27 protein-coding genes and 1 tRNA gene are annotated in these 24,766 nt (G+C 38.8%); 7 read left to right on the top strand and 21 right to left on the bottom strand.

Features of this window, described 5'->3' with window-relative positions; translation table 11 throughout:
* Positions 1-72: 72 nt before the first annotated feature.
* The gene (locus tag PGP85_RS18545) at positions 73-588 is read right to left on the bottom strand and encodes a hypothetical protein (RefSeq protein ID WP_010739615.1); all 516 of its coding nucleotides are present in this window, start codon (positions 586-588) and stop codon (positions 73-75) included.
* A gap of 333 nt (positions 589-921) precedes the next feature.
* Between PGP85_RS18545 and clpP the strand changes: the two genes are divergently transcribed.
* Positions 922-1,515: an ATP-dependent Clp endopeptidase proteolytic subunit ClpP gene (gene clpP, locus PGP85_RS18540; protein WP_010739616.1), complete on the top strand. Its 594-nt coding sequence runs from the start codon at positions 922-924 to the stop codon at positions 1,513-1,515.
* A gap of 118 nt (positions 1,516-1,633) precedes the next feature.
* On the opposite strand, the gene PGP85_RS18535 is transcribed toward clpP, so the two are convergent.
* From PGP85_RS18535 to PGP85_RS18515, 5 genes are all read right to left on the bottom strand, one after another.
* Positions 1,634-2,275 (bottom strand): lactate utilization protein, encoded by a 642-nt coding sequence (locus PGP85_RS18535; protein ID WP_090407112.1) that lies wholly within the window; start codon positions 2,273-2,275, stop codon positions 1,634-1,636.
* Positions 2,276-2,446: 171 nt separating this feature from the next.
* Complete coding sequence (locus tag PGP85_RS18530; RefSeq protein WP_270328814.1) at positions 2,447-3,001, bottom strand: DUF3788 domain-containing protein; 555 nt, start codon at positions 2,999-3,001, stop codon at positions 2,447-2,449.
* Between the two features lie 35 nt (positions 3,002-3,036).
* Positions 3,037-3,693 (bottom strand): DNA/RNA non-specific endonuclease, encoded by a 657-nt coding sequence (locus PGP85_RS18525; protein WP_333490246.1) that lies wholly within the window; start codon positions 3,691-3,693, stop codon positions 3,037-3,039.
* 148 nt (positions 3,694-3,841) lie between these two features.
* Positions 3,842-4,786 carry an SPFH domain-containing protein gene (locus PGP85_RS18520; RefSeq protein WP_010739620.1) on the bottom strand — a complete coding sequence of 315 codons (945 nt, stop codon included), beginning with the start codon at positions 4,784-4,786 and terminating at the stop codon, positions 3,842-3,844.
* Positions 4,773-5,003 carry a hypothetical protein gene (locus PGP85_RS18515; protein ID WP_010739621.1) on the bottom strand — a complete coding sequence of 77 codons (231 nt, stop codon included), beginning with the start codon at positions 5,001-5,003 and terminating at the stop codon, positions 4,773-4,775. Before PGP85_RS18515 ends, PGP85_RS18520 begins: the two co-directional genes overlap by 14 nt.
* A 166-nt stretch (positions 5,004-5,169) precedes the next feature.
* Here PGP85_RS18515 and PGP85_RS18510 point away from each other — a divergent pair, with 166 nt between their 5' ends.
* On the top strand, positions 5,170-5,862 hold the full coding sequence (locus tag PGP85_RS18510; RefSeq protein ID WP_090407118.1) for a CPBP family intramembrane glutamic endopeptidase: 693 nt from the start codon (positions 5,170-5,172) through the stop codon (positions 5,860-5,862).
* A 20-nt stretch (positions 5,863-5,882) separates the two neighbouring features.
* Here the strand turns inward: PGP85_RS18510 and PGP85_RS18505 are convergent, their stop codons facing one another.
* Positions 5,883-6,227, bottom strand: a complete 345-nt coding sequence (locus tag PGP85_RS18505; protein ID WP_270328812.1) for a DUF1648 domain-containing protein — start codon at positions 6,225-6,227, stop codon at positions 5,883-5,885.
* 374 nt (positions 6,228-6,601) lie between these two features.
* Positions 6,602-6,672, bottom strand: a tRNA-Gly gene (locus PGP85_RS18500).
* A 132-nt stretch (positions 6,673-6,804) separates the two neighbouring features.
* Between PGP85_RS18500 and PGP85_RS18495 the strand changes: the two genes are divergently transcribed.
* Entirely contained in the window at positions 6,805-7,143 is a 339-nt protein-coding gene (locus PGP85_RS18495; RefSeq protein WP_010739684.1) for a thioredoxin family protein, read from the top strand.
* Positions 7,144-7,171: 28 nt separating this feature from the next.
* Here PGP85_RS18495 and PGP85_RS18490 read toward each other — a convergent pair whose 3' ends face one another.
* Positions 7,172-7,810 carry a redox-sensing transcriptional repressor Rex gene (locus tag PGP85_RS18490; RefSeq protein ID WP_010739685.1) on the bottom strand — a complete coding sequence of 213 codons (639 nt, stop codon included), beginning with the start codon at positions 7,808-7,810 and terminating at the stop codon, positions 7,172-7,174.
* Positions 7,811-8,013: 203 nt separating this feature from the next.
* On the opposite strand from PGP85_RS18490, the gene PGP85_RS18485 reads away from it, so the two are divergent.
* From PGP85_RS18485 to PGP85_RS18475, 3 genes are all read left to right on the top strand, one after another.
* Positions 8,014-9,933, top strand: a complete 1,920-nt coding sequence (locus PGP85_RS18485) for an ABC-F family ATP-binding cassette domain-containing protein (RefSeq protein WP_090407124.1) — start codon at positions 8,014-8,016, stop codon at positions 9,931-9,933.
* A 67-nt stretch (positions 9,934-10,000) separates the two neighbouring features.
* The gene (locus PGP85_RS18480) at positions 10,001-10,663 is read left to right on the top strand and encodes a C39 family peptidase (protein WP_090407127.1); all 663 of its coding nucleotides are present in this window, start codon (positions 10,001-10,003) and stop codon (positions 10,661-10,663) included.
* A gap of 441 nt (positions 10,664-11,104) precedes the next feature.
* The gene (locus tag PGP85_RS18475; RefSeq protein ID WP_270328809.1) at positions 11,105-13,483 is read left to right on the top strand and encodes a phosphoketolase family protein; all 2,379 of its coding nucleotides are present in this window, start codon (positions 11,105-11,107) and stop codon (positions 13,481-13,483) included.
* Positions 13,484-13,530: 47 nt separating this feature from the next.
* Here PGP85_RS18475 and PGP85_RS18470 read toward each other — a convergent pair whose 3' ends face one another.
* From PGP85_RS18470 to PGP85_RS18430, 9 genes are all read right to left on the bottom strand, one after another.
* Positions 13,531-14,169 (bottom strand): bifunctional 4-hydroxy-2-oxoglutarate aldolase/2-dehydro-3-deoxy-phosphogluconate aldolase, encoded by a 639-nt coding sequence (locus tag PGP85_RS18470; RefSeq protein WP_270328808.1) that lies wholly within the window; start codon positions 14,167-14,169, stop codon positions 13,531-13,533.
* 9 nt (positions 14,170-14,178) lie between these two features.
* Positions 14,179-15,264: a mannonate dehydratase gene (uxuA, locus tag PGP85_RS18465; protein WP_010739690.1), complete on the bottom strand. Its 1,086-nt coding sequence runs from the start codon at positions 15,262-15,264 to the stop codon at positions 14,179-14,181.
* A gap of 72 nt (positions 15,265-15,336) precedes the next feature.
* On the bottom strand, positions 15,337-15,780 hold the full coding sequence (locus PGP85_RS18460) for a PTS sugar transporter subunit IIA (RefSeq protein WP_270328806.1): 444 nt from the start codon (positions 15,778-15,780) through the stop codon (positions 15,337-15,339).
* 17 nt (positions 15,781-15,797) lie between these two features.
* Positions 15,798-16,670 (bottom strand): hypothetical protein, encoded by an 873-nt coding sequence (locus PGP85_RS18455; RefSeq protein ID WP_251866609.1) that lies wholly within the window; start codon positions 16,668-16,670, stop codon positions 15,798-15,800.
* A gap of 34 nt (positions 16,671-16,704) precedes the next feature.
* Complete coding sequence (locus PGP85_RS18450) at positions 16,705-17,211, bottom strand: PTS system mannose/fructose/N-acetylgalactosamine-transporter subunit IIB (RefSeq protein ID WP_010739693.1); 507 nt, start codon at positions 17,209-17,211, stop codon at positions 16,705-16,707.
* A gap of 22 nt (positions 17,212-17,233) precedes the next feature.
* Complete coding sequence (locus PGP85_RS18445) at positions 17,234-18,103, bottom strand: PTS system mannose/fructose/sorbose family transporter subunit IID (protein WP_010739694.1); 870 nt, start codon at positions 18,101-18,103, stop codon at positions 17,234-17,236.
* Between the two features lie 26 nt (positions 18,104-18,129).
* The gene (locus PGP85_RS18440; protein ID WP_270328804.1) at positions 18,130-18,972 is read right to left on the bottom strand and encodes a PTS mannose/fructose/sorbose/N-acetylgalactosamine transporter subunit IIC; all 843 of its coding nucleotides are present in this window, start codon (positions 18,970-18,972) and stop codon (positions 18,130-18,132) included.
* A 37-nt stretch (positions 18,973-19,009) separates the two neighbouring features.
* Positions 19,010-20,113, bottom strand: a complete 1,104-nt coding sequence (locus tag PGP85_RS18435) for an iron-containing alcohol dehydrogenase family protein (protein WP_270328803.1) — start codon at positions 20,111-20,113, stop codon at positions 19,010-19,012.
* Between the two features lie 31 nt (positions 20,114-20,144).
* Positions 20,145-21,143 carry a D-isomer specific 2-hydroxyacid dehydrogenase family protein gene (locus PGP85_RS18430; RefSeq protein WP_010739697.1) on the bottom strand — a complete coding sequence of 333 codons (999 nt, stop codon included), beginning with the start codon at positions 21,141-21,143 and terminating at the stop codon, positions 20,145-20,147.
* Between the two features lie 301 nt (positions 21,144-21,444).
* Here PGP85_RS18430 and PGP85_RS18425 point away from each other — a divergent pair, with 301 nt between their 5' ends.
* Positions 21,445-22,293, top strand: coding sequence for a MurR/RpiR family transcriptional regulator (locus PGP85_RS18425; RefSeq protein WP_010739698.1), 849 nt, complete (start codon positions 21,445-21,447; stop codon positions 22,291-22,293).
* 100 nt (positions 22,294-22,393) lie between these two features.
* On the opposite strand, the gene trhA is transcribed toward PGP85_RS18425, so the two are convergent.
* From trhA to PGP85_RS18410, 3 genes are read right to left on the bottom strand one after another with little or no spacing between them, the layout of a single operon-like run.
* Positions 22,394-23,056 (bottom strand): PAQR family membrane homeostasis protein TrhA, encoded by a 663-nt coding sequence (trhA, locus tag PGP85_RS18420; protein ID WP_270328802.1) that lies wholly within the window; start codon positions 23,054-23,056, stop codon positions 22,394-22,396.
* Between the two features lie 27 nt (positions 23,057-23,083).
* Positions 23,084-23,701: a putative ABC transporter permease gene (locus PGP85_RS18415; protein ID WP_270328800.1), complete on the bottom strand. Its 618-nt coding sequence runs from the start codon at positions 23,699-23,701 to the stop codon at positions 23,084-23,086.
* A gap of 52 nt (positions 23,702-23,753) precedes the next feature.
* Positions 23,754-24,698 (bottom strand): DUF4097 family beta strand repeat-containing protein, encoded by a 945-nt coding sequence (locus PGP85_RS18410; protein ID WP_270328799.1) that lies wholly within the window; start codon positions 24,696-24,698, stop codon positions 23,754-23,756.
* Positions 24,699-24,766: the final 68 nt, after the last annotated feature.

Here is a 24,766-nt window from a genome sequence, read left to right as displayed (position 1 = left end):
TCACCTCGTCTGTAATCACAGATTATAAAATACAATCTGATTTAAATCTGTTCACGGTTTTTCGTGAACTTACTATTGCACATTGAAATGGCGTAAAGGCTGTTTTGTCAAACGAGACAATTGTTGTTTCTTTTCATCCAAGATCTCCAAAAGCTGTTCGGAAAAAGTTTCCATGACAATTCGTCCGCCTTTATACGTATACCCGCCAATTTTAACTGTTTCCTCGGGAGATAAAATAACTTTACGATGTGAAATATTTTTGAAGAACTCTTCAATCAAATAATTAGGCAGATAAAAATTATTTTGTGCGGCAAATGAGTTCAAATAAATGAAATCATCGATTGTGATGTAACAGTCGTCAAATGAATTGAACGCCACATAATCTTGCATTAAAACATTTCGTTTAGATAAGATCTCATTGACTTTCTTATTTAAGAGATTAATCGTTTCGATTTCTTTTACCTGATGTTCCAATTCTCTTTCACGATGATGGCGCAGGTCAATATATTTGAAGACAAAAAAGACCGCAATCCCCGTTAATCCTGCCCCAATTAATACGCCGATAAGACCAATAAATGCGATTTCCACGTTTTTCCCTCCTATTTCATAATTACGGAATTATTTATTAAATAAAACCGGTCTCCGGCACGTTTGCACTCCGCTAAATTATTGAAAGTGCGGCAATCTCAGCCGAAAAAAAAATAAATTTTTTAAAAAATTTTAAGTTCAACCACACACTGTTCTATGCGCTATTAATAGTACCATATTTTCATGAATCTAGGATAGTTTGACCTGTTTAAAAAAACGGAGCCTTCTATTTGACCAAAACTGACCAAAGATGTATACTTTCCTTAAGTTTTAGCAATCTAACCTTGTTTGTGCTAAAATAATTTATGAACAATATTTTAAGGAGGATTCACTATGAATTTAGTTCCTACAGTCATTGAACAATCATCTCGTGGCGAACGTGCTTACGACATTTATTCTCGTTTATTGAAAGACCGTATCATCATGTTAAGCGGCGAGGTAAACGACGATATGGCGAACACTATCATCGCCCAATTACTTTTCTTGGATGCCCAAGATTCTGAAAAAGATATTTATCTTTACATCAACTCACCAGGCGGTAGCGTATCTGCCGGCTTAGCAATTTTTGATACAATGAATTTTGTTAAAGCTGACGTACAAACAATCGTTCTTGGTATGGCTGCTTCAATGGGTAGCTTCCTATTAACAGCTGGTGCAAAAGGCAAACGTTTCGCACTGCCTAATGCTGAGATCATGATTCACCAACCTCTTGGTGGTGCGCAAGGTCAAGCAACTGAAATCGAAATCGCTGCACGTCACATTTTGAAAACGCGCGAACGTTTGAACAATATTTTGTCTGAACGTACTGGACAACCGATCGAAGTCATTGAACGTGACACTGATCGTGATAACTTTATGAGCGCCGATGAAGCAAAAGCTTATGGGTTGATTGATGAAGTTATGGAAAATAGCAGCTCATTAAGTTAAGCAATAAAAAAACCGAGGAGTTTTCCTCGGTTTTTTTATTTTTCTCTATATCTTGCTAGATCAACGGTTTTCAATTATCAATAGCAAATACGATTCTTTTTACGTTTAATAATTATTTCTACAATCCAATCTCATCAATAATTAGAAAGACTATGATACGTTCCTTAGACATCGAACGTCTTGTTACCGCAATCGTATTGCAAATACATTCAGACTGTAAACAATCTCCGCAATTTCCCTTTTTGATACAGGGTGTTTTTTCCAATCCTAGACGATGAGCATTCAATGGCGCAGTATTCTTACGGACCATCTCAAGAGTTGTGGCCAGATTACCATAGACTTTCCTCATACTTACAAATGCCAATACTTTATCCGGTCCAAAAGTTAAAGCAGCTACACGATTTCCTACGCTATCGATGTTCACTAACTCCCCGTCTTCTGTGACACCATTGATACTCGTCAAAAAGTAGTCGGCTGTTAATGCTTGTTGCATGACTTGATGTCGTTCTTCCGCTGAACTTGTTTTTTCACGGTCAATCATCTTTTGGTTTCGTTGATACAACTCATCAATAATTCCAGACTGTTCAACCGTGATCGAACCGCCAAAACCAACTGATTTATCCTGATCGATCAATTCTAAAGCTTGATTCTTCGCCGCCGTCAAATTTTGACAAATAATCGCGACAAAATTTCTTCGTTCTAATTTTTTACTCAATGTTAATGCAGCTGCATTATAGCGTTCCCTCTGATAATCCTTCATATACTTCTCCTTAACCATAACTATTCCTATTTAATTGTATAGCATCATTCTTATATTAAATAATGGATATAGGATGGCATCTTTTCAAATCCCATATCCATTTTCGATTATATATCTCTCATTGACAATAGCATTTTAAAAATTAATAAAAAAATGCCTAAGAAAATTCTCTTAGACACTCTGAAGCTTATTCTTTTTTGTCGAACGAACTCTCAGTGCAGCAAGTTCTTTTATATCTTGTAAAATATCTTCATTTGTTACCTCGAAGGATATCGATTTACCTAATTTACTGGATTTTGCCTGTTGGTACTTATTTTTAGTATATTCATCGCACATTTGCACCAATAAATCCGCTTCATCTAATTCCTTCGCGCTAAAAGAGACCATCGCAACAAAGTAACCTTCTTTTGGATAAACCGTACATAGCGCTTTTCCGCTTTTTTTAAATTTTATGTTCCAGCCTTTCCAATAACCATCGCCCATTGAACAACCACTATAGACACTTTTAGGTTTCACTTGATAGGTTTGGATCAAATGATTAGCTAAATCGTGCCATAAAGGACTCGAAATAAACTCTGTAATTTGTTGTTCAGTCGGCTCCTGGTCAGCGTTGAATAATTCATTCCATTGCATCATAACACCCGCTTTCTTATTATTTATTGATATATACATCCATTTTACCTGATAGTGGTTTGAGCGGCTTGTCTCACAGTGTCTTTTTTGCAAAAAAAATCATCCAAAAAAATGGATGATTCTCTTTTTTATTCCTTTTGTGAATACCCGTTCTGATAATCGATCTTGATGCCGTCCTGAACATTATAAACGAAGAGATTAAATGAGATTTGATCATCTTCAATGCTCTGAGCCTCCATCTGAACACCCCGAGCAATTAACTCTTCCCCTTTAAAATAAGGAGTCACACGGTAGCGCACATGATGATTGGTTTTTCGAATATAGTTTCCGATTGCAATTTCATGCTCATTCATCCCTGGATCATTCAAGGATGCTGTACCGGTCATTAAATTTTTCAGATTATTGTTTTCTCCCGAAAATTGAAACGCGATCAGATGTGCTCGATTATATAGTGGCTTATCATTATAAAATTTTTGATGCCAGCCAGTCGGCTTCACATATAATCGCTCGCGCTCTTGATGAGGCATCAACTCTTTGCCCAACATTGCATTAGCCGAGCCTACACGATTCAGCTGATCCAGGTCAGAAAAGCGCGTCCAAGTTCCATCTTCTAATGAAAGGTCGTTTTTAGAAAAATTAGGACGGTTATGATTCAATTGAATCCTTTGATGTTTACCATCAAAATCTGGAACTTCTGAAATTTTGCTGACACTGACTTCTTTTACTTCATTACTTGAATCATTATTGGATCCTACCTGTGAGTAGACACCGTAGAGCCCCGCCAATAGAACAACGATTGCTGAAACTATTTTAGGTGCTTGTTTCTTTGTTGCGATGATACTTCAGCTCCTAGTTCATTTAAAAATAAGTTAATGCCTGATCACGTCATTCGATCTACTAGAACTGCCGAAACTGAAAAACAGAACCAACAGTCTATTTAGTTTGTTGCCAAATTTCCTTAATTGCCGGAACGTTGCCAAGCTCGGTCAAATTACTTGGCATAATGACGGTATTGCCATTATTCTCAACCACATGTTTAAACGCCTCAATGCCTAGATAAGCAATCATTTCATCAGTTAGGTTGCTTTCGGCAATCGCTTTATTAATTTCTTTGATTCTTGCCGTCTCTGCTTCCGTAATTTTGGCAATTCGATCAGCTTCCGCCGCTGCATCAATTCGTGTACGGTCTGCTCGTGCATCCGCATCAATTTTGGTTTGTCTTGCTCGCGCTTCTGCATCAATCTGCATTTCAGATGATTTTGCTTCAGATTCTAAAATGACCGATTGTTTTTTCCCCTCAGAAATTGTAATCAGCGATTCCTTATCTCGACTTGCCGTAATTAATTTATTCATTGAGTTCACGATCTCATCAGAAACCGAAATTTCACCAATATTGATTCGATCAATCGACAAACCGTAGCCTGCAGTAATGTCTTTGACACTCTCATAAAGATTTACGTTGATCTCTTCAGTTCCGTTTAATACTTCGTTTAATTCCATCTTACCAATAATTCCCCGTAAGTTGGATTGACAATCCTGGATCATTGACGTGACAGAGTCTTCGTTATCATATACAAAAGCTCTTGCATCTGTCACATGATACTTGATTGCTTCATCAATCTCAACAATTACATTATCACGAGTAATGACACTTTGAGGCTCAATTTGGATCGGTGTTTGTTTTAACGACACTCGACGGCGAACCACATATAAAATTGGAACCAAAAAGTGTAACCCTGGATCCAGCGTCTTAACGTATTTCCCAAAACTTTCAACTACCTTAACCTCACCTTGTTGAACGATTACAATCAATTGACTTACAACAAACAAAACTACAACAACAGCTAATACTAATAAAATAATATTAAATACTACCAATATAATTCACATCACTTTCTTTTAGATTATTATTGATGACCACTAACAATTCCCGACTAGTAAAGTCAATTACTTCCAGCATATCCTCAGGCTCGGGCGGCCCGTAAATCACTTTATAATCATACCAGCTACCCAAAATCCGAATAATTCCAGTTATACTGGACCCTTTACTGCGGAAACATTTCCCCATCGTTTTTTGCATTTGATAATCCGACAAACCCTCAACTCCTTTTAAACTCATATACTGCGCTAAAACAAAAAAGCGAAATACGTTCCCCAGTACTAGTATACCAAAACAATCAAAGTCGAAATCTATAATGTTCCATATTGCTTTACACTTTCACTCTATTTTTTTACACTATGAAAAGAATGGGGGATAAAATATGGTAACAAATAAAAAACAATGGTGGGGACTTCTAGTTATTCCATTAGAATTACTGATTGGAAATATCCTTTTTCCACTTCTTCACGTTGATAAAAATCCAAAAATTGCCTTGTTAGCTTCAACGCTGCTTTTTTTAACAGGATTTTTAGTCATGATTTATCTGTTCCGAGATTTTTTAAAGGCTCAATGGCAACTTTTCCGACAAAAACTTTTTCGACGGTTGTTGCTGAGCATCCTTTTAGTTGCTGGTGCTTTCATATTGCTGCAGGTCGTTCGTAATTTAATCCCTAGTGAACTCCTTCAAGTTCGCTCCTCGACAAACGATTCTTCAAAAACACTTAGTTCAGGATGGGTACTCTTAGCTGCGGTTGCACCTTTTCTTGCTCCTTTTGCTGAAGAATTAACCTTTCGTTACTTATTGTTAGGAAGCTTTTCTAGCAAAGCACTGCAAGTGATCATGCTTTTTGTTCAAGGTATTTTATTCGGATTGATTCATTGGAACAATTTTAATGGGAATATATACGCTATGGTCCCTTACATGGTTATAGGCGTCTATTTCGGTTTAATTTATCTGATTTCCAAAAATATTTGGAGCTCTATCATGGTTCATTGGATGCTAAACACGATGAATTCAATGCTGCCGGCCCTACTGCTTTTGATCTTAAGTCTATTTGGCATCACTACTTCTTAATCCTCCCTGTGAGGATTTTTTTATCTCAACATCTGTGCATACAAGAGAAATAAATACATTCCAACGCCGCATATTAATATCAAACACCCACACATAATAATTTTATACAGGTGATTCTGACCACTCGCTGTAGAATATTTCATATCAATATAATTACTTCTGCCGATCAACGCAACCAGTAATAAAAGCATCGGAAATAAAAAAACAGCCGGCTTGCTACCAAAGTTATTCACGCTTCCATCAAAACCAAACTGGATCGGAATCCTATTTGGAAGACGAGAATAGAAAATAATTCCCCAACCAAAGAAAAATGCCGCTAATGCAATGCTGATTCGAATTACCCAACGATATACTCCCTCAAACATCATTTTCTTCCCTCCTTCGATTTAGCAATTAGTATATTCTTACAATCAAGAGAACTCTAGTAATTTCAAATACAAAAAGGGCTATTTTTTATACAAACAAATCCCTTCATTAAAGTAAGCCTTTTCTACAAATCAACGGCAATTTTAAATATTCTTTTTCGCATAATTCATTTTTATAGAAGTACAAAAAAACCAACGCTCAGCCACAAACGTTGGTTTAATCAGGATAAATTACCCTAAGTGAGAGTTGCCCCTCACATCACCCTTAGCATACATCAATCATCGTTTGAATAGCAAGGGGCCTTTAAAAGAAAAGTAAAAGATACCAAAAAAACCACAGCTTAGCAAAACCAAAGCTGCGGTGTTCAAAATAAAGCGGGTGACGAGAATCGAACTCGCGACGGAAGCTTGGGAAGCTTCTGTTTTACCACTAAACTACACCCGCGAGTACATTAGAGAGTATAACGCTTTTTAATAAATCAAACAACTATTTTTATCAGACAACAAAATTGACAATTTGACCAATTCTGATTATCTTACAGATAGTAAGTATAACTTTTTTGAAAGGACCTTTCCTATGAAAAAATTAGCCAGCGTTCAAGACGCGATACGTAATGATTATAATAATGTGGTTTTTATTTCCTCTGAGACTTGCAGCATCTGTCACGTTGATGAGCCTAAAGCAAGAAAACTTGCGGAAGCCAACGATGTTCCTTTCCACCATTTGGATATTATGCAGGAACCAGAACTGGCCGGGGTCTTTGAAGTTTTAACAGTTCCCGCTGTTTTGGTTTATCATGAAGGAAAAGAAATTGCACGACAGGCAAGATTTATCGATTTCACTTCCTTGGAAAAGCTTCTAAAACAACTGCCCAAAGATTCGGAAACGACTGATTATCAAACATTATTCAAATAAAAAAGACCGAGCATGCGCTCAGTCCTTTTTATTTGTTATCTGTATTGTGATGCAAAAAGTAAATCAATGTTTGTAACTCGTTAGTCAAATCAACACTCTGAATAATTACATCTTCAGGTGCAGTCAAACGAGCCGCTGTAAAGTTCAGGATTCCTTTGATCCCTGCGTCAGCTAATTGGTCTACTACTTGTTGCGCTTGTTGTGCTGGCAAAGTCAAGATCGCGATCTCAATTTGCTGCAATTTAATTTGTTCGACCATGTTGTCTAACGGATAAACGGGAATTCCGTCCACAATCCGACCCACGATATCTTCTTTGACATCAAAGGCACAACTTACTCGAATACTATTGCTTTGGTGGAATTTGAATTTCAACAAGGCACTACCTAAGTTACCAACACCGACTAATGCAACATTAGTCAATTGATCGTCGTTCAAGATTTTACCGAAGAAATGCATCAAGTCTTCGACATCGTATCCGTATCCACGTTTGCCTAATTCCCCAAAGTAAGAAAAATCACGACGAATCGTCGCGCTGTCCACTTGGATCGCCTCACTTAGTTCTGTCGATGATACTTTGGTTTTTCCTGCATTATTCAATATACGTAAATACCGATAGTATAACGGCAATCGTTTAACAGTCGCTTTTGGAATTGAATGTTCTTTCACAATAACTCTCCTTTATTAAAAAAATTCTTAAATGTTGACTACTGCACTATAATAGCAAGAATCTTAGTGAAATTGCAACGCTCCTGCTCGAAGTTTTGTGAAAAAATCACGATTCGAAGGAAATGACCGCTTCCAATCGCACCCTTGATAAAAATATGTTAGACTGAAGCCATTCGGAAAAATAAATTTAAGGAAGATATTCAATGATTTTACTACAAGCAAATCAAATTGCTCGCTATTTTGGTGCCGACACTTTATTTGAAAATATTCATCTTGAAGTCGCCAGCAAAGCTCGGATCGGCTTAGTCGGAAGAAATGGCGCAGGCAAGTCTACTCTATTAAAAATTATCGCTAACACCGAAGCACCAGATGCTGGACAGGTGATAAAAAATAAACAAGCAACTTTAGGCTACCTAGCCCAAGATACTGGTTTAGATTCAAACGAAACTATTTGGAATGAGATGCTGAAAGCTTTTGAAAAAGTTCGCCAAATGGAGAAACGAATGCGGGAAGTTGAAGTAGCTATCGGTGAAACACCTGAAAGCAATAGTCGTTATGCTTCTTTATTGAAGGAATACGATCAGCTTCAGCATGACTTCAATGATCAGAACGGCTACGGCTACGAAAATGAAATTCGCAGTGTACTCCATGGCTTCAAATTTGACGAAAGTTTTTACGATAAAGAGATCAGCACCCTGTCAGGCGGTCAAAAAACTCGGCTGGCTTTGGCGCGGATGCTGCTCATTAAACCGGATATCCTGATTCTCGATGAACCAACCAATCATTTAGATATCGAAACATTGGCCTGGCTGGAGGATTACTTGCAGGGATATCCAGGAGCGTTATTGATCGTTTCCCATGACCGCTACTTCTTGGATCGTGTGGTTAATGAAATTTATGAAATTTCTCGCCACAAGATTCGGCACTATACGGGCAATTACTCCCGCTATCTAGATTTGAAAGCTGCTCAATTATCAAGCGATTGGAAAGCCTATGAGAAGCAGCAAGTTGAGATCGAAAAGCTCGAAGATTTTGTTGCTCGAAATTTGGTTCGTGCATCAACAACTAAGCGGGCCCAAAGCCGTCGTAAAACATTAGAAAAAATGGATCGTTTAGATCGTCCAGACGGGAATGAAAAATCGGCGAAATTTATGTTTGATATCGACAAAGTTTCCGGCAACGTCGTCTTACAGGTCGAAGATGCCGCGATTGGCTATGAAGAAACGCTCTCTGAACCAATTGATATGGATATTCGCCGTGAAGATGCCATCGCATTAGTCGGACCAAACGGGATCGGTAAGTCGACCTTGTTAAAATCTTTGATCGGTCAGCTTCCATTTATCAAAGGAAATCCGCATTTTGGAACCAATGTCACAATTGGCTATTACGATCAAGGTCAAGCCGACCTGCACGGGAATAAAACGATCCTTGCCGAGCTTTGGGATGAACATCCAACTACACCAGAAAAAGATATTCGCAACGTTTTAGGCGGTTTTCTTTTCAGTGGTGAAGACGTCGAAAAGACCATTCCATTATTAAGCGGTGGTGAAAAAGCTCGTGTTGCATTAGCGAAGCTGTCCATGAACAAAGAAAACTTTCTGATTCTGGATGAACCAACGAACCATTTAGATATCGATAACAAAGAGGTTTTGGAGAATGCTTTGATTGACTATCAAGGAACGCTGTTATTTGTTTCCCATGACCGCTACTTCATCAATCGTATCGCTAATAAAGTAATCGAACTATCTCCCGAAGGCAGCAAATTATATTTGGGCGATTACGACTACTATCTAGAAAAGAAAAAGGAAGAAGAAGAAATCGCCGAGTTGCAGGCTAAAGAGAATGTTCCTGTCGAAGCTCCGAAAAAGAAATTTTATCAAGACAAGGAACAGCAAAAATTAATCCGCAGTTTGCGACGCAAGATTGAAGCAATCGAAGAGAATCTCTCTATCCTTGATCAAAAAATCAGTGAACTGGAAACACAAATGAGCCAGCCTGATATTCTAAACGATCATGTTCAGTTGTTAGAATTGACTAATCAGCTAGAAACAAAAAAAGCTGAACAAGAGGAACAGCTTTTCAGTTGGGAAGAACTTAGCTTAGAATTAGAAGAATTCGAATAACTTACAACTTTTGACCGATGACACCCCACTCTTTTTTCGTTTTAATAATAGAGTGGAGGTGTTTTTTATGCGGCGACGAATTCGTCCATTTTCAATCTTACTAGGAATCTTTTTAGTGATCGTAAGTTTAGGGATGCTTTCTTCCCGAATTTTTCACTTCGATAATAAAGTCAACAGCCAACAGGACTTTTCTGCAAGTGCAAATCAATATTTGCAAGAACATGGGCAGGATTTTCCATTATTATTACAAACAGACTCACGCTGGGCCGATAAATCTTATGGCAGCGGCTCCGATAAAAATGATCTGGCAACAAACGGTTGCGCGATCACTTCTTTAGCAATGATCCTCTCTTATTGGGAACGACGGACTGTCTACCCTACCGAGATTCTACAATGGAGCGGCGATCACTATTATGAATCCGGCCAGGGAACTGCTTGGACGATCTTCCCTGCTTTTGCCCAAAACTACGGATTAACTGTGCAAGATCTCGGTAAAGATCAAGCAAAAATTCAACAACATTTAAATCAAAATCAACCGCTTGTTATTTCCGTCAATCCTGGCGAGTTCACTGATGTCGGTCATATTATGGTCATTAAAAAAGATGTTCAAAGCGATCAAATCATCGTTTACGATCCCAACGATAGACCTGAAAAGGAACATTATATGCAAAAATATTCACTCGATCATCTCATGCCACAGCTCGCTAACGCATGGGTATATACAAAATAAGGCTGACGCTTTCGCGTCAGCCTTATTTTTGGGGGTTCCTGCTTTCACAGGGGAAAAAGAATTATTTTTAGGGTTAAGTTCATCTTACGCCAAACATTTGAAAAAGCTATGAGCTTTTTGAATAAAAATAAGAAAAAAATGTGTCGGAATTATGAACTATCAAAAATTCATTGAGGTTTCCTCTCAATCAATCTATCTTTATTTTTTTTATTCGTAATCAATACAAAAATTAAGTTAATTTTTTCACGATCTATCGTTGTTATTAATCGATCTAGTTATTTGGCCACAAAAGCAACCATTGAGTAGTCTCCGTTATCTTAAAAAATAATCAATACTAATTAATGTAAAAAATACCAAAAAAGGGTTTACAAGTGATTTCTTTACAGGTATATTGTGTGTGGAAACATTAAAGTATTATTTACTTAAAAAGGAGCTTTTTACATGTCAAACAACCTAGATTCTAAAGACTACTTGAACAAAGTCGATGCCTGGTGGCGTGCCGCCAACTATATTTCTGTTGCACAAATGTATTTAAAAGACAATCCTCTATTAAGACAGCCACTAAAAAAAGAAGATGTTAAAACCCATCCAATCGGCCATTGGGGTACGATTGCTGGTCAAAACTTTATTTATGCCCACTTGAATCGTGCGATCAATAAGTATGATTTAAACATGTTTTATATTGAAGGACCAGGTCATGGTGGCCAAGTAATGGTTTCGAACTCCTATATTGATGGTAGCTATACTGAGATTTACCCAGAGATCACAGAAAATGAAGACGGACTTAAAAAGATTTGCAAAATGTTCTCATTTCCTGGCGGGATTGCTTCTCACGCTGCTCCAGAAACACCTGGCTCCATTCATGAAGGCGGCGAACTAGGTTACGCCCTTTCCCATGCGACAGGTGCTATTTTAGATAATCCAGACGTTATTGCTGCAACAGTCGTTGGCGATGGCGAGGCTGAAACAGGTCCACTTTCAAGTGGCTGGTTCTCAAATGTCTTCATCAATCCGGTTAACGATGGCGCGGTATTACCGATCCTTTACTTGAATGGTGGAAAAATTTCCAATCCAACTATTTTATCTCGTAAAAGTGATGAAGACTTGGCAAAATATTTTGAAGGTCTTGGCTGGAAACCTTACTTTGTTGCCGGCAATGATCCCGTAGAAGTTCATCCAATCATGGCAAAAGTATTGGATGAAGTAATTGAAGAAATCAAAACCATTCAAAGTGAAGCTCGTAAAGGCAAAGCTGAAGATGCTGAAATGCCAAAATGGCCCGTGATTATTTTCAGAACACCTAAAGGCTGGACAGGTCCACAAACATGGGATGGTGAACAACTTGAAGGTACGTTCCGCGCCCACCAAGTACCAATTCCCGTGGGTTCAGAAGATATGGAACATGCAGATAAATTAATTGAATGGTTGAAATCTTACCGTCCAGAAGAACTATTCGATGAAAACGGAAAAATCATTGATGAACTAAAAGAACTTTCTCCAAAGGGTGACAAACGGATGTCTACCAATCCTATCACCAATGGCGGGATTGATCCGAAGCCGATGGATATGCCGGATTGGAAACAATATGCAATTGATACGACTGTTCCCGGTTCAGTAACGGCCCAAGATATGATCATTTTTGGTCAGCAAGCCCGTGATATGGTTACTAAGAATCCAACAAATTTCCGTATTTTCGGACCGGATGAAACTAAGTCGAATCGATTGAATAAAGTCTTTGAAGTAACTGATCGTCAATGGTTAGAACCAAAAAACAGTACTGATGAATGGCAATCTTCAGCAGGTCGAGTGATCGATGGTCAGCTGTCTGAACACCAAGCAGAAGGTTTCTTAGAAGGCTATGTTTTAACTGGTCGCCACGGTTTCTTTGCCAGTTATGAATCTTTCTTGCGAGTGGTTGATTCTATGTTGACTCAACACTTCAAATGGATGCGCAAAGCTAGTGCTCATGCATGGCACAAAGAATATCCTGCTTTAAATGTTATTGCGACATCAACGGTCTTCCAGCAAGATCACAATGGCTACACACATCAAGATCCAGGTGTATTGACTCACTTGGCTGAGAAGAAGCCAGAATTTATTCGTGAATATCTGCCGGCAGATGCTAATAGTTTAATGGCCGTTATGGATAAAGCCATGCAAGATAAACAAGTCATTAACTTGATTGTTTCAAGTAAGCACCCTCGCCCACAATTTTACTCCGCTGCTGAGGCCGAAGTACTTGTGGAAGATGGATTGAAAATCATTGATTGGGCTAGTACAGATAACGGCGCAGAACCTGATTTAGTCATCGCTGCAGCGGGCACTGAACCAAACTTAGAGGCTTTAGTAGCTGTGTCGATTCTAAATGAACAATTCCCTGAACTAAAAATTCGTTTTGTCAATGTTGTTGATCTCTTGAAATTGCGTCATCCGGAAATTGATCCTCGCGGGTTAAGCGACGATGAGTTCGATACGATCTTCACTACGGATAAACCAATCATTTTCGCCTTCCATGGATATGAAGGCATGGTTCGTGATATCTTCTTTAATCGTCATAATCACAATATCCATATCCACGGGTATCGTGAAAATGGTGATATCACCACTCCTTTCGACATGCGTGTTTTCAGCGAAATGGATCGTTTCCACTTGGCTCAGGATGGAGCAAATGCGGTTTATGGTGAAAAGGCAAAAGACTTCTCACAAAAAATGGACCAAACGTTGGATAAACACCATGATTACATTCGTTCAGAAGGAAAAGACCTTCCAGAAGTAGAAAATTGGAAATGGGCGCCTCTAAAAGTTTTAGTCAAGCATTAAAAATAAAGCATCAGGAGATCAAATTCTCCTGATGCTTTTTAATAGCTTTACTTAATTTTTTTAACCAATGTTTGTAAAATCTGCTTCATCTTTTCTCCGTTATCTTCCATGATTACTTTCTCAGAAAGAATGAAGGAACCGCCTACTCCAATCACATGAGGGTTATCAAGGTACTCCACAAAGTTTTCCTCGTTGATCCCACCCGTTGGCAAGAACTTTATATCATAGAAAGGCCCACTTAGTGCATTGATTGCCTTGAGCCCTCCATAAATATCCGCCGGGAAAAACTTCACAACATTGATCCCATACTCTGCTGCCGATTGGATATCTCTCGGTGTTGCGGTCCCAGGAAAGACTGGAATTTCTTGTTCTAAACAATAATCAATCACTGACGGAACGACTGCTGGAGAAACAACAAATTGTGCACCATTTTCAACAGCAATCTTTGCTTCTGCTAGTGTTCGAACAGTGCCAGCTCCTACCATTAATTTACCGGATTCCGACAACCGTTTGATCGCTTCAGCAGCCAAATCACTGCGGAAAGTTACTTCGATCAATGGAACATCATTTTCTAATAAAATCTCTTCTACTTTAGCTAGATAATCTAAATCCGTTGCTGTGTACAGCGGTAAAAGTTTTGTTTGCGCTAGTTGTTCATAGACTTTATGCTTCATATTTACTGGCATCTTTTTCGCTCACTTTCCGCTAGATGTTTCATTTTTACTTTTAGTAATTGCTTCATGCAGGCCTTGCATATAAGTAATTCCCATCGCTCGATCATATAAACCATACCCCGGTCTCGCTACTTCTCCCCAAAGTGTCCGACCGTGATCTGGACGGATCACACCATCAAAACCGACTTCGATTAAAGCTTCCATGATCGCGTACATATCAAGTGATCCTTCTGTAGATAAATGAGCAGTTTCTTTGAATTTTCGATAACCTAAAAACTCAACATTACGAAAATGCACGAAGTTGATTCGATCGCCTATGGCATGAACTATTTCCACCATGTCATTGTCTGGGTCTGCCCCCAATGCACCAGTACACAAAGTTACACCATTACAAGGTGAATCTACCATGCTGGTAATCCTTTTTAAATCCTCTAAGTTTTTCGTGATTCGTGGGAATCCGAAAATTTCCCAAGGTGGATCATCCGGATGAATTCCCATTTTCATATCTGTTTCTTCACAAACAGGAATAATTTTTTCAAGAAAATACTGTAAGTTATCAAACAGAACTTCTTCTGTTACACCTTCATACATTTCAACTAGCGAATTGAATTTACTCAAACGCTCTTCTTCCCAGCCAGAAAGTTGGAACCCTTTGGATTGACTGCTGATCAATTTGTACATATCGCCTGGTTCCATGTTATCTACGACTGCTTGATCGTATAGCAAAGCCAGACTGCCATCTTCATTTTCATAGTTCAACGTAGTCTTTGCCCAACCAAAAATTGGTTTGAAGCTGTAGCAAATCATATGAACACCACATTCAGATAAATTTCTGATTGTTTGAATGTAGTTATTGATATAGTGATCTCGTTCTGCTGTGCCGGCCTTGATTGCATCATGAACCGCAACACTTTCAATTCCTAATAGTTCCAATTTATCTTTTTCAATTGATTCCTTCAGTTCACGGATCTCAGAAACCTCCCAAACATCTCCCGGAAGTTTATTCAGTAATGTTCCAACAATTCCGTTAATTCCCGGAATTTGTCGGATATTATTTAAGGAAATGGAGTCACCTTTCTCTCCATACCATCTAAAGCCCCACTTCATTAAGTTTAGTCTCCTATTCTTGTTTAAATTGTGCGATTTTTACTAACGCGAAAATCCACTGATTTCTACTTCTTAGAAATCATCTTCATCGTCTTCTTCTTCAACCTTTGAGATGTGCCAAATATCCAGACTGTCAGCACCTTGCGCTAGTATGGCTGGTGCTGTTTCTTCAACTGGCGTACTCAAAATTTGATGATTGATCGTTTCTAACAACATCGGTAAATTTACGCCGCCAATCACATAAACATTTGCTTGAAGCTCCGGTTCTAAACTGTTCGTAATCAAAACGGATTGATTGTATGGACTAGCACTTACTAAATCAGTCAGCACAATCACGCCTGCCCCTTTATCTACTTCTTTAACAGCCGCTTCAATTTGCTTTCCTAATTCTTGAACATCATCACCAGGATTTAAATTGACCGTGGCAATATTGTTCGTTGTACCAACGATCACCTCCGCGGCATCTTTCAAGCCATCACTTAGCTTTCCATGTGTAGCAATAACGATTCCTAACATAGTTTCCTCCACTTCTGTCACTGAAACAAATCCGTTACAGCAGCAATATTTTCCATGTTCAACTGTTTCTCTTTTAAATCAGCGGAATTTAAGTAAAAAGCAGCGCTATCTGAATCTCTTCTTGCACTAAAAAGATAGCTCACCTTTTGCTCCGCTGCTTGATAATCGATATTTTTATGATCTTCACTGCTCTTCGGCGATTCGCCCACAAGATGTAATGGCGCCGATGCACCGACACTGTCTAAATAATAAATTTTGCAGTTCGTATTCACTTGCTTTTGCAGCTCGTCCAACCCTTGAGTCCCATAACTTCCCTCATCTAGAAAAGCATAGGCTACTTTGGGTTGATTGTTCTCCCCAATCATTTTCAACATCGCTAAGATCGATGATGTATTTCTAACCAGCGTTTTTCGATTAGATAGGCCTTTGGTCACTTTTCCTAACAAGGCAAAATAACCTGCATAAACGGCCATGATGCCCAATGTACTAAGCGAGTTAAGTTGGAACGAGTTTGCCGAAAATCGCATATAAATCAACGTCCCGATGATTCCAAAAAGAATCGCCAAAATCGTACTAGCCAAAATAAATTTGGTCGTCTTTTGAGCCTGATCCTTGCGATCGAATAACTGGTAAGAACCAAAACTTTCAGGAGGAGTATCATAGAAAGTACAAATCACACGATCCGCCTGCTTGATATTCCCGACGTAGACATTTCGAGCGGCATATTTCTTTTTTTGGTTGTACTCGATTACTTGAACGTCTTCACGCATCTTAGCGATATCCGTCACTAAAGCAGCGAGAAATTTTTTCTTGCTTTTTTCTGTCCGACGCAAGCGGTAAACGTACTGGTAACGAAATAGCCAGTCTTTAAAGATCTCTGTTTGCTCCATCTACACTCTCTCCTGTTCTTTTAGTTAATTAATCTTATAACCCAAATTGTTTTAAAACGTCTTTCAAACTGGATTTCGGTGCAGAAGGTGTTGCCTGGAAATAAATATCTTCGACACCATAATTTTCATTCATATCTTTTAACTTTTCTGCATCCGCTTTGTTCAAATAAACTGATTTAGTAACTAACAAATCTTTTTCTGGATCTTTTTGAGCGATGCCGCCAATATTTAGTTCTTTCATCGGTACCCCGTGCTTCACTAAATCGTAGATGACACTCACTGTTTTCGTAATCAAAATACAGTTATATTCTTTAAAATTGAACTCATCCCAATAGAATTTAGCTTTATCAGGAGTGATCACGATCGTTTTCTGACCTGTCCGACTACCCGCATTCTTATATAAATCACGCATGAATTTGTCTTTTGCAACTACTTCATCCACTACGAAGATTGAGTTAACTCCGCTTTTTTGTGATAAGGTCATCATTACTTGTCCGTGGATCAAACGTTCATCCACACGCGCTAAATTAATTACGCCCATTTAAAACACTTCCTTTTCTAAATTATAAGATTCCAATTCCGGCTAAAACAATTAAGATCAATGTCAGCCAAAGCAACGCTTGAGTAACTTTCAGGCCTTTTTTGGTGTAGAACCAATAAACACCCATAACGACTACTAACGGTAAAATACCTGGCACGATCTGATCGAGTATTTCTTGAATAACGAATTTCCGACCCGAGATCGCAAATTTTAGTGTCGACTCGACTTTTACATAGTTGCCGGCCAATATTCCCATCATGAACAGACCCAATACGGAAAGTGCTTCAATCGCTGTTTGAACTCCAGTACTTTGCATCAATCCAGTAGCGTTTCGTCCCATTGTGAATGATTGTCTAGCGAAAAATACGCCCAGTGCCGCTTGGTAAATTGCGAAGCAAACAAATGGGAACAATGCGCCTAAAGCACTTCCTTGTTGTGCCCAGGGAACAGCGATCGCAATGAAAATATATTGAACAGTTCCAGAGTCAATCGCATCCCCGATTCCGGCCAAGGCTCCCATTAAACCAGCCTTCGTGTTATACATCAAATCATCTTGCATCAAGATTTCTTTTTTCTCGTATTCTTCTTGTGCCCGTTGTTGCTCCATCGATGACATTAGACCAGTGATGACACCACCGCCCCAGCTCAACTGTGTATTGAAAAATAGTAATTGACGCTTGTAGGCTGCTTTTAAGGAATCGTCATCTTTATATAATTTCTTCAAAATCGGCATCATCGCATAAAGTAGTGATGGTGCTAAGTAGCGTTCAAATGAATGTGGGATCTCATTGGCGAAATGCCATCTCAGATACGCCTTGGTGACATCTTTGCTGGTAATTTCTTCAGGTGCTAAATTTTTATCTACTGTTTGATTGGTTGATACTTCAGTCATGTTATTTCCCTCCTCGTGGTATTTCATTAAAATCCATCATCATAATCATCGTCATCATCAAAGGTTGCACCGGAACTCGATCCTGCCGATTCGGCCGCTGGAGCTGCTCCTTTGCCTTTTTGTGATTGAACGAAGATCAAAGCGATCAAGATGCCAAAGATCGCATAAGTAACCATTGTGATTTCAAGAGATTTCAAGACAACACTCATGAAATAAGCAAGGAAGAAAAAGACTATGTAATCTTTTCGACCAATAACATATACTGTAGTCGCGATACCGATAGCAGCTAACCCTCCGCCGACTACTTCAAGGATATGAATGACTACCGTTCCTTCTAAAGCGTTGATAACGTCCGCAATGATTGGTGCACCCAAGAAAAGAGCAATAAATACTAATGGAACAAATAGAACAAATGAAGCAATCGTTGGGTATAAAATAATCGAGCGTTTCATCGCCTTTGCGTTCAAGTCTTCAACCGCTTTATCTGTATACTTTCCTAAGAATGTATTGATGAAGAAACGGAATTGGTATAAGTAGCTTCCTAGCAATCCAACGGGCACAGCCACCGCGATCGCAGCTTCCGGTTTTAAATTCCCTAACAATGCTACTGGAACGGCAATTGCCGCAGCGATTGACGGTTCCGCCGGCATCGATCCGCCTGGCGAGAAAACACCCATATAAATCATTTGCAAAGCCGCAGTAACGATCATCGCCTGGGCAACATCCCCCATAATAATTCCGACAACCAAACCTGTCATAAGTGGTGAAAAACGTAGCGTTAGGGTTGCGCCCCCTCCTAGCCACCTTGACATTACCGCAGCGACCCATAAAGCAATTAACAGACTCTGCATTACACTTAAAGTATCCATAAGTTCCTCCTAATTCGTATTCCTATAATTAATTTTTCTAACGCTCATTAATATAATTCTCTAGTTCAAAAATTGATTCCTTCAATAAATCGACTGTAATTGGAATCGGCAGCAGATGAACCTTTTCTTTTGAATCAATAAATGCAACGATTTGATCAATGACGGCCTCATCTTCTGGCAAAATATTCATTCGTTTTAGCGAGGTTGGCAATTTTAGCTCTTGATAAAAAGGAATCAACACGTCAATTTGCGCCCACTTTTTTTCAACCGCTAACTGATAAAAAATGCCATAAGCGACTTTCTCACCATGCAGGAAATTATGACTCTCAGGAATGAACTTGCTCATCCCGTCATGCATGGCATGAGCGATCGCGTTTCTAGCGTACTTATCTCCTAAACCACCTACTAGGCCGGCGACTGCGAAAATAATTTCTGATAAATGAATAAATTCTTCCGTTGCTACGCCAGCTTTCATATCAGCGATTGCTTTAGCTGAATTGTTCAAAATGGCTGTTTTACAAAGTTCGGAAGTATATCCGGCCAATTGTAAGAAAGGCTCATTTTTTAAATGTTCTTGCTGCAAAATCGCATCTGATTCGTACCATTTTGCAATAGTATCTGCTAAGCCTGCGATAAAATAGTTAATAGGGGCATCAACAACGAGCTCAGGATCAGTGATGAAAAATGCCGCTTGCCGTAAGAAATGTTCACTTTTACCTTCTGATTCTCCACTTTCCTTATACATCACCGAAAGCGGCGTCCAAGGTGCACAATTGCTGGCCAATGTGGGAATTACTCCGAAATTCACGTTTAGTGTATGAGCAGCATAACCAACTAGATCTGTCAGTTTTCCGCCGCCAATACCAATGATAAAATCAATCTGATTTTCTTTGACCGCTTCAGCAATTCGTTCTGCACCATAATAGCTGCATTCGCCGGTGTATTGCAGATACTGAAAAGCGAACTCTTGATGATTTAGAAAATCCAGATAAGGTTTGGCCTTTTCAAATGAAATTTGACCATGAACGATTAAAACATTTTTCGCTGAAAACTCTTGCAATACCTCCGGCACGAACTCGATCGCACCAACGTGATACCGATAAAACTGCGGCCCCACTTTGACCTTCAAATCGGTTAACATTGATTTCCTCCTCTCAAGCTGAGATCATTCTTTAGCTGACACATTTGCTTTGTGGTTGAACCGAACGTTCTGGGACTTTTCCCGCAACAACATCTTCAACATCACGAAGACATTTAGCCCCCATCTCCTGTAAGCATTCCATAGTGTACGCAGAAGTATGCGGGGTCATAACGACATTAGTGAAGGCTAGATAAGGATGGTTTTTCCGTCCGGGTTCTTCTTCCAGCACATCCGTTGCTATACCAGCGATTTTCCCAGATTTTAAAGCGTTGACGATGGCCTCCTCATCAAGTAATGCTCCGCGAGCACTATTAGATAGATAAACATTGTCTTTCATCTGTGCGATTTCTTCAGTAGAGATCATGTGGTAATTTTCTTCATTCAGGCTGGCACAAAGGCAGATGATATCTGATTCTTTTAATAGCTGCGGCAAATCGACTTTTTTTGCCCCGTAGCTTTCGATATGCAGAGCTGATTTATAAGGATCGTATGCTAAAACATTACAGCGAAAACCATTTCTCAGCGTTTCAACTACGCAGCTCCCAGTATTGCCGACACCGACAACACCGACTGTTTTGTTAAACAATGTTCGACCAACAAAATTAGCACGATCTTCCCAACTATCATTCTTAACACTCAAATCCGCTTCTACTGTTTTTCTTAAGAGTGCTAATAAATTTGTGATATTATTTTCCGCCACAGCATCTCGCTCAACTAAAGCCGGAATGATTGAGACCAGCGTGTCATGCTTGCGTGCTGCTTCAAGATCAATATTGTTGTAACCTATACCATGTCTCGTAATTAAAATAAGTTCATCCTTATAATCAAAAAATTCTGGAGTAAAAAATGGTGTGACACTTGCAATAATGATATTGTAGCCTGCTAATAACTCCGCTAATTCGCGTCCGCCGATTTCTCCATCAACTGTAAACGAACGAACCTCGCCGATTTTTTCAAGTCGTTCCAATTGGTCATGGAAAATTTTTCCGAAACTACTTGAATTTACAATCGCAATCTTGTATTTTTTCATCCCAAATGCTCCTTTTTGTCTTGCCTTATTGCCAATAATTATCGAATTCCTTTTTGTTCAATCCATTAACTAGATTATTCAATCTTCAGATCATTCACTCCTTCTCACAAAAAACAAACGTCCTGCAACACGAGCACTAATATAGAAACCGATTTCTGATAGCGCATTCAATCTTATAACTTTATTATACAAAAAAATATTTTTTTGTAAATAGAAAAAAGAAAAAATATTTTTGTTGATTTTTTTTTGATTACCTAGTATCTTATGAATTATAAGATTATTGGATAAAGGAGGATTGCAGATGTCTAGCCCAATTCACTTACAAATTAAATCACTGTACAAAGATTTTAGCCCTAAAGAACAGGCTATTGCCGATTACATATTAGAGAACCCTAGTAAAGTAAGTCATGGTTCCATTAGTGATCTTGCTTCCGAGCTTGGGATCGCTGACTCAACTTTCTTTCAATTTACGAAAACGTTGGGTTTTAATGGATTTAAAGATTTTAAGATGGCTTTATTGAAGCAAGAAAATGATTTAACTGCTATTACAGTCCATGAAAATGTTCAAAAAAATGATTCCGAGCTGGTCATGGCACAAAAAGTTTTCGATTCGAATATGACGACATTGACGGACACTCGTAAATTATTGAAAGAGGAAGATTTGAAAAAGGCCGTAACAATGATCTCAGAATCCAGACGCCTCTATTTCTTCGGCGTGGGGGGTTCAGAAATTGTTGCGACCGATGCTTACCATAAATTTTTACGTTCTCCGATTCCTGTTGGTCATAGCACGGACTACCATATACAATTAATGGAAGCTTCTCTGCTGACAGAAGAGGATTGCGCGCTGTTTATTTCTCATTCAGGGAAATCCAAAGAGACTATTCATATCGCCGAAGCTGTCAAAAAAGCAGGAACAAAAGTAATCGTGGTAACCAGCCAAGCCAACTCTCCTCTAGCAAAATTAGGGGATGTAGTTTTTATCTCCATTTCTGAGGAAATTGAGTTTCGCTCCGAAGCTTTGGCATCACGAATCGCTCAATTGAGTATTATTGATTCGCTTTATGTCATCTTGATGTTCCGAAACCGGAACAATGCACAAGATACTATTTCAAAAGTTCGAAAAGTAATATTGAAACAAAAGGAATAACTAAATCTGATTTAAAAACAAAAGCTCCTCTTTGATTCGTATGGAAATATCCAGACAAATCAAAGAGGAGCTTTTATTTTGTTGAGTTGGCAGCCGCCACTTATAAAATATATTGAAAAATCAGATAATAATGGCAGGCCGCACCCGCTAATACAAAAAGGTGAAATAATTCATGGTTGCCAAATGCAGTCAAATGAAATTGACATTTGGGAGAGGCATAAATAAACGCTCCGATCGAATATAAAATCCCACTGGCAAATAACCAGACAATTGCCGCAAACGGCAAATTTTGAGAAAGTGGTTTGATCAATAAAACAATTCCCCATCCCATGAGTAAATAGACGGCTGCACTAAACCATTTCGAATCTTTAAACCAAAAGATTTTCCCAATGACTCCTACTACCGCTAATGACCAAACCATAATCAAACAAACCCAACCTAGCAGGCCTTTTAATACCAGCAAGCAAATTGGCGTGTAGCTTCCGGCGATTAAGCAAAAGACCATTGAATGATCAATCTTCCTCAGAACTCTATGAACCTTTGGCGAGATGTAAAAAATATGGAAAATCGTTGATGCCGAAAACAATAAAATCAAACTTGCTCCATAAATACAAAATGAGACTAACTTGATTGGGGCTGCATCCTGTTTGACTGATACTAAAATTAAGAGAACCGTTCCGCCAATTGAAAGCAGAGTTCCCCAAAAATGCAATAACCCACTAGTGACACTTTCTGCGCTGCAATAGAATTGCTTTTTTTCCATCATACACCCTCCATTTTTTCCTACTCGCTAATTACTTTGTTCCAAACTGGGATAGACTTTTTCCAACACTTTGTCTGGAAAAAGATAATCCATCCTTCGCTCAAATTGATTTTCAGCAGACGCACCTGATTGTCGCTCATTCCAACGCTGCAAAGCCAAACCGGAAAATGTAAGATTGAGTGTGAAGACTAAAAAAACAATTCGCGTCATATTTTTCATTCGGCCTACCCCGCTTTTTTCGATTAAATCGGATAAAAAGGGCAGGATAATTTTTATGAACAGTACACACAAAATTCCCCAAAAGCATAAATAGACAAGACTTATACGACCGAGTAAATTGAACGGATGATGGCTGTAATCCCAAAGTTTGATTCCTAATAAAACTTCTTTGATCAGACTTCCTAAAAATTCGGTCACTCCTCCAATGAGTGCACCCAGTATAAATAATTTTATCGTTGAATGAACCCGGCGAAGTACCAGTGTGAAGACGCAGGCACCCATTCCGTAAATAGGCAGAAAGGGTCCGATGATTACTCCTCGATGCCAAACAAAATTACCCGTTAGAAAAAAGCGATAGCCATTTTCGATCAAAAAACCAATCATCGAACTTAAAATAAAAATCCAAAATAGTTTCGCAGCCTTCATTTCATCCCTCCTCAATAATTGAACCATTCATTTAATTAATATTGTAAAAAAATTAGTTTACAGTGATATCGCCATTTCTTGTTTCTACTTCTAACTTCGTTCCGTGAGAGTCTTTTCTTTCAGATAATTCCTGTCGTTGATTATCAATCTTCCCCTCTTTTGTCTTCACAAATAGATCCATCGTTTCAGTGTTTGGCAGCTTGAGTGTAATGTCTCCATTTTTTGAAAAGAAAGATAGATGATTCGTAATCTCTTTAAGCGTTGCTCTGATCTTTCCATCACCATTAGCTATTAATTTGCCACTGCCTGAAAAATTCTCTAACATCAGATTTCCGCTTTTGGTTTCATAGTCTAAGCCGCCCTTTGCTTCATTGATCTGAGCTTTGGCGCTCGTTGTTTGTAATTCTATCTCTTTCGCTTTAAGCAGTTCGAACTCTAGCGGACCGCTAGTACTTTGAATGTACAGGTTTTTCTTAGTAATTAGATGATTCCCTTTTATTTTTCCGCTAGTGGTGCCTAACAAAATTCCTTCACTTTTTAAATCTCCGGTCTCAATGACACCGCTAGTTGTATCCAGCGAGATCCCATCCAATGTTTGATCACTAAGTTCTGTTGTAATTCTTCCGCTGGTTGAATGTACATTAAGTTTGCCTTGATAGTCTTTAGGAATTGTTAGAATCATTTTACTTTTGAAGGTTGTCCCTAACGGTCGTTTCCCCTCCTTCATTGAAACAGTGTGATTCTTTTGATCAATCGTTGAATAGTATTTCTGCTTATCTTTGCTTAAATACTCCTTGAGAATAATCGCCTTGCCGCTAGAATTTTCTATGCGCAGATCATCGGCATCATAATCTAAAGAAATATTGGTTATTGCTTTTGCTGAAATGGTTTGCGTATTGACCAGCTTTGCTTCTTTCTCCGATCCGCAGGCGGTTAAACTAAACGCCACGGTGAATAGTCCCAAGAGCAAGGATAAATTCTGATTACAATTCTTCATTTTTATCTTCCTTTCTAATAATTGAACGGTTCATTTAATCATTTTTCCTAATAAAAACAGAGCAAGGC

The sequence above is a fragment of the Enterococcus malodoratus genome (assembly GCF_027659535.1).
GTDB classification, from domain to species: Bacteria; Bacillota; Bacilli; order Lactobacillales; family Enterococcaceae; genus Enterococcus_A; species Enterococcus_A malodoratus.
The sequence above is the reverse complement of the archived record's forward strand: the minus strand, read 5'-3'. Positions and strand labels throughout refer to the sequence as shown.

What these genes read in the sequence shown, in the direction of transcription:
- PGP85_RS18505 (WP_270328812.1), bottom strand. Translation starts at nt 6,227, where the DNA reads ATGTTTGAGGGAGTATATCGTTGGGTAATTCGAATCAGCATTGCATTA.
- uxuA (WP_010739690.1), bottom strand. Translation starts at nt 15,264, where the DNA reads ATGAAGTGGGGCTTTAGATGGTATGGAGAGAAAGGTGACTCCATTTCC.
- PGP85_RS18450 (WP_010739693.1), bottom strand. Translation starts at nt 17,211, where the DNA reads ATGGGCGTAATTAATTTAGCGCGTGTGGATGAACGTTTGATCCACGGA.
- PGP85_RS18475 (WP_270328809.1), top strand. Translation starts at nt 11,105, where the DNA reads ATGTCAAACAACCTAGATTCTAAAGACTACTTGAACAAAGTCGATGCC.
- PGP85_RS18460 (WP_270328806.1), bottom strand. Translation starts at nt 15,780, where the DNA reads ATGTTAGGAATCGTTATTGCTACACATGGAAAGCTAAGTGATGGCTTG.
- trhA (WP_270328802.1), bottom strand. Translation starts at nt 23,056, where the DNA reads ATGGAAAAAAAGCAATTCTATTGCAGCGCAGAAAGTGTCACTAGTGGG.
- PGP85_RS18415 (WP_270328800.1), bottom strand. Translation starts at nt 23,701, where the DNA reads ATGAAGGCTGCGAAACTATTTTGGATTTTTATTTTAAGTTCGATGATT.
- PGP85_RS18425 (WP_010739698.1), top strand. Translation starts at nt 21,445, where the DNA reads ATGTCTAGCCCAATTCACTTACAAATTAAATCACTGTACAAAGATTTT.
- PGP85_RS18485 (WP_090407124.1), top strand. Translation starts at nt 8,014, where the DNA reads ATGATTTTACTACAAGCAAATCAAATTGCTCGCTATTTTGGTGCCGAC.
- PGP85_RS18455 (WP_251866609.1), bottom strand. Translation starts at nt 16,670, where the DNA reads ATGGAGCAAACAGAGATCTTTAAAGACTGGCTATTTCGTTACCAGTAC.
- PGP85_RS18435 (WP_270328803.1), bottom strand. Translation starts at nt 20,113, where the DNA reads ATGTTAACCGATTTGAAGGTCAAAGTGGGGCCGCAGTTTTATCGGTAT.
- PGP85_RS18495 (WP_010739684.1), top strand. Translation starts at nt 6,805, where the DNA reads ATGAAAAAATTAGCCAGCGTTCAAGACGCGATACGTAATGATTATAAT.
- PGP85_RS18470 (WP_270328808.1), bottom strand. Translation starts at nt 14,169, where the DNA reads ATGCCAGTAAATATGAAGCATAAAGTCTATGAACAACTAGCGCAAACA.
- PGP85_RS18535 (WP_090407112.1), bottom strand. Translation starts at nt 2,275, where the DNA reads ATGAAGGATTATCAGAGGGAACGCTATAATGCAGCTGCATTAACATTG.
- PGP85_RS18440 (WP_270328804.1), bottom strand. Translation starts at nt 18,972, where the DNA reads ATGGATACTTTAAGTGTAATGCAGAGTCTGTTAATTGCTTTATGGGTC.
- clpP (WP_010739616.1), top strand. Translation starts at nt 922, where the DNA reads ATGAATTTAGTTCCTACAGTCATTGAACAATCATCTCGTGGCGAACGT.
- PGP85_RS18510 (WP_090407118.1), top strand. Translation starts at nt 5,170, where the DNA reads ATGGTAACAAATAAAAAACAATGGTGGGGACTTCTAGTTATTCCATTA.
- PGP85_RS18410 (WP_270328799.1), bottom strand. Translation starts at nt 24,698, where the DNA reads ATGAAGAATTGTAATCAGAATTTATCCTTGCTCTTGGGACTATTCACC.
- PGP85_RS18445 (WP_010739694.1), bottom strand. Translation starts at nt 18,103, where the DNA reads ATGACTGAAGTATCAACCAATCAAACAGTAGATAAAAATTTAGCACCT.
- PGP85_RS18430 (WP_010739697.1), bottom strand. Translation starts at nt 21,143, where the DNA reads ATGAAAAAATACAAGATTGCGATTGTAAATTCAAGTAGTTTCGGAAAA.
- PGP85_RS18480 (WP_090407127.1), top strand. Translation starts at nt 10,001, where the DNA reads ATGCGGCGACGAATTCGTCCATTTTCAATCTTACTAGGAATCTTTTTA.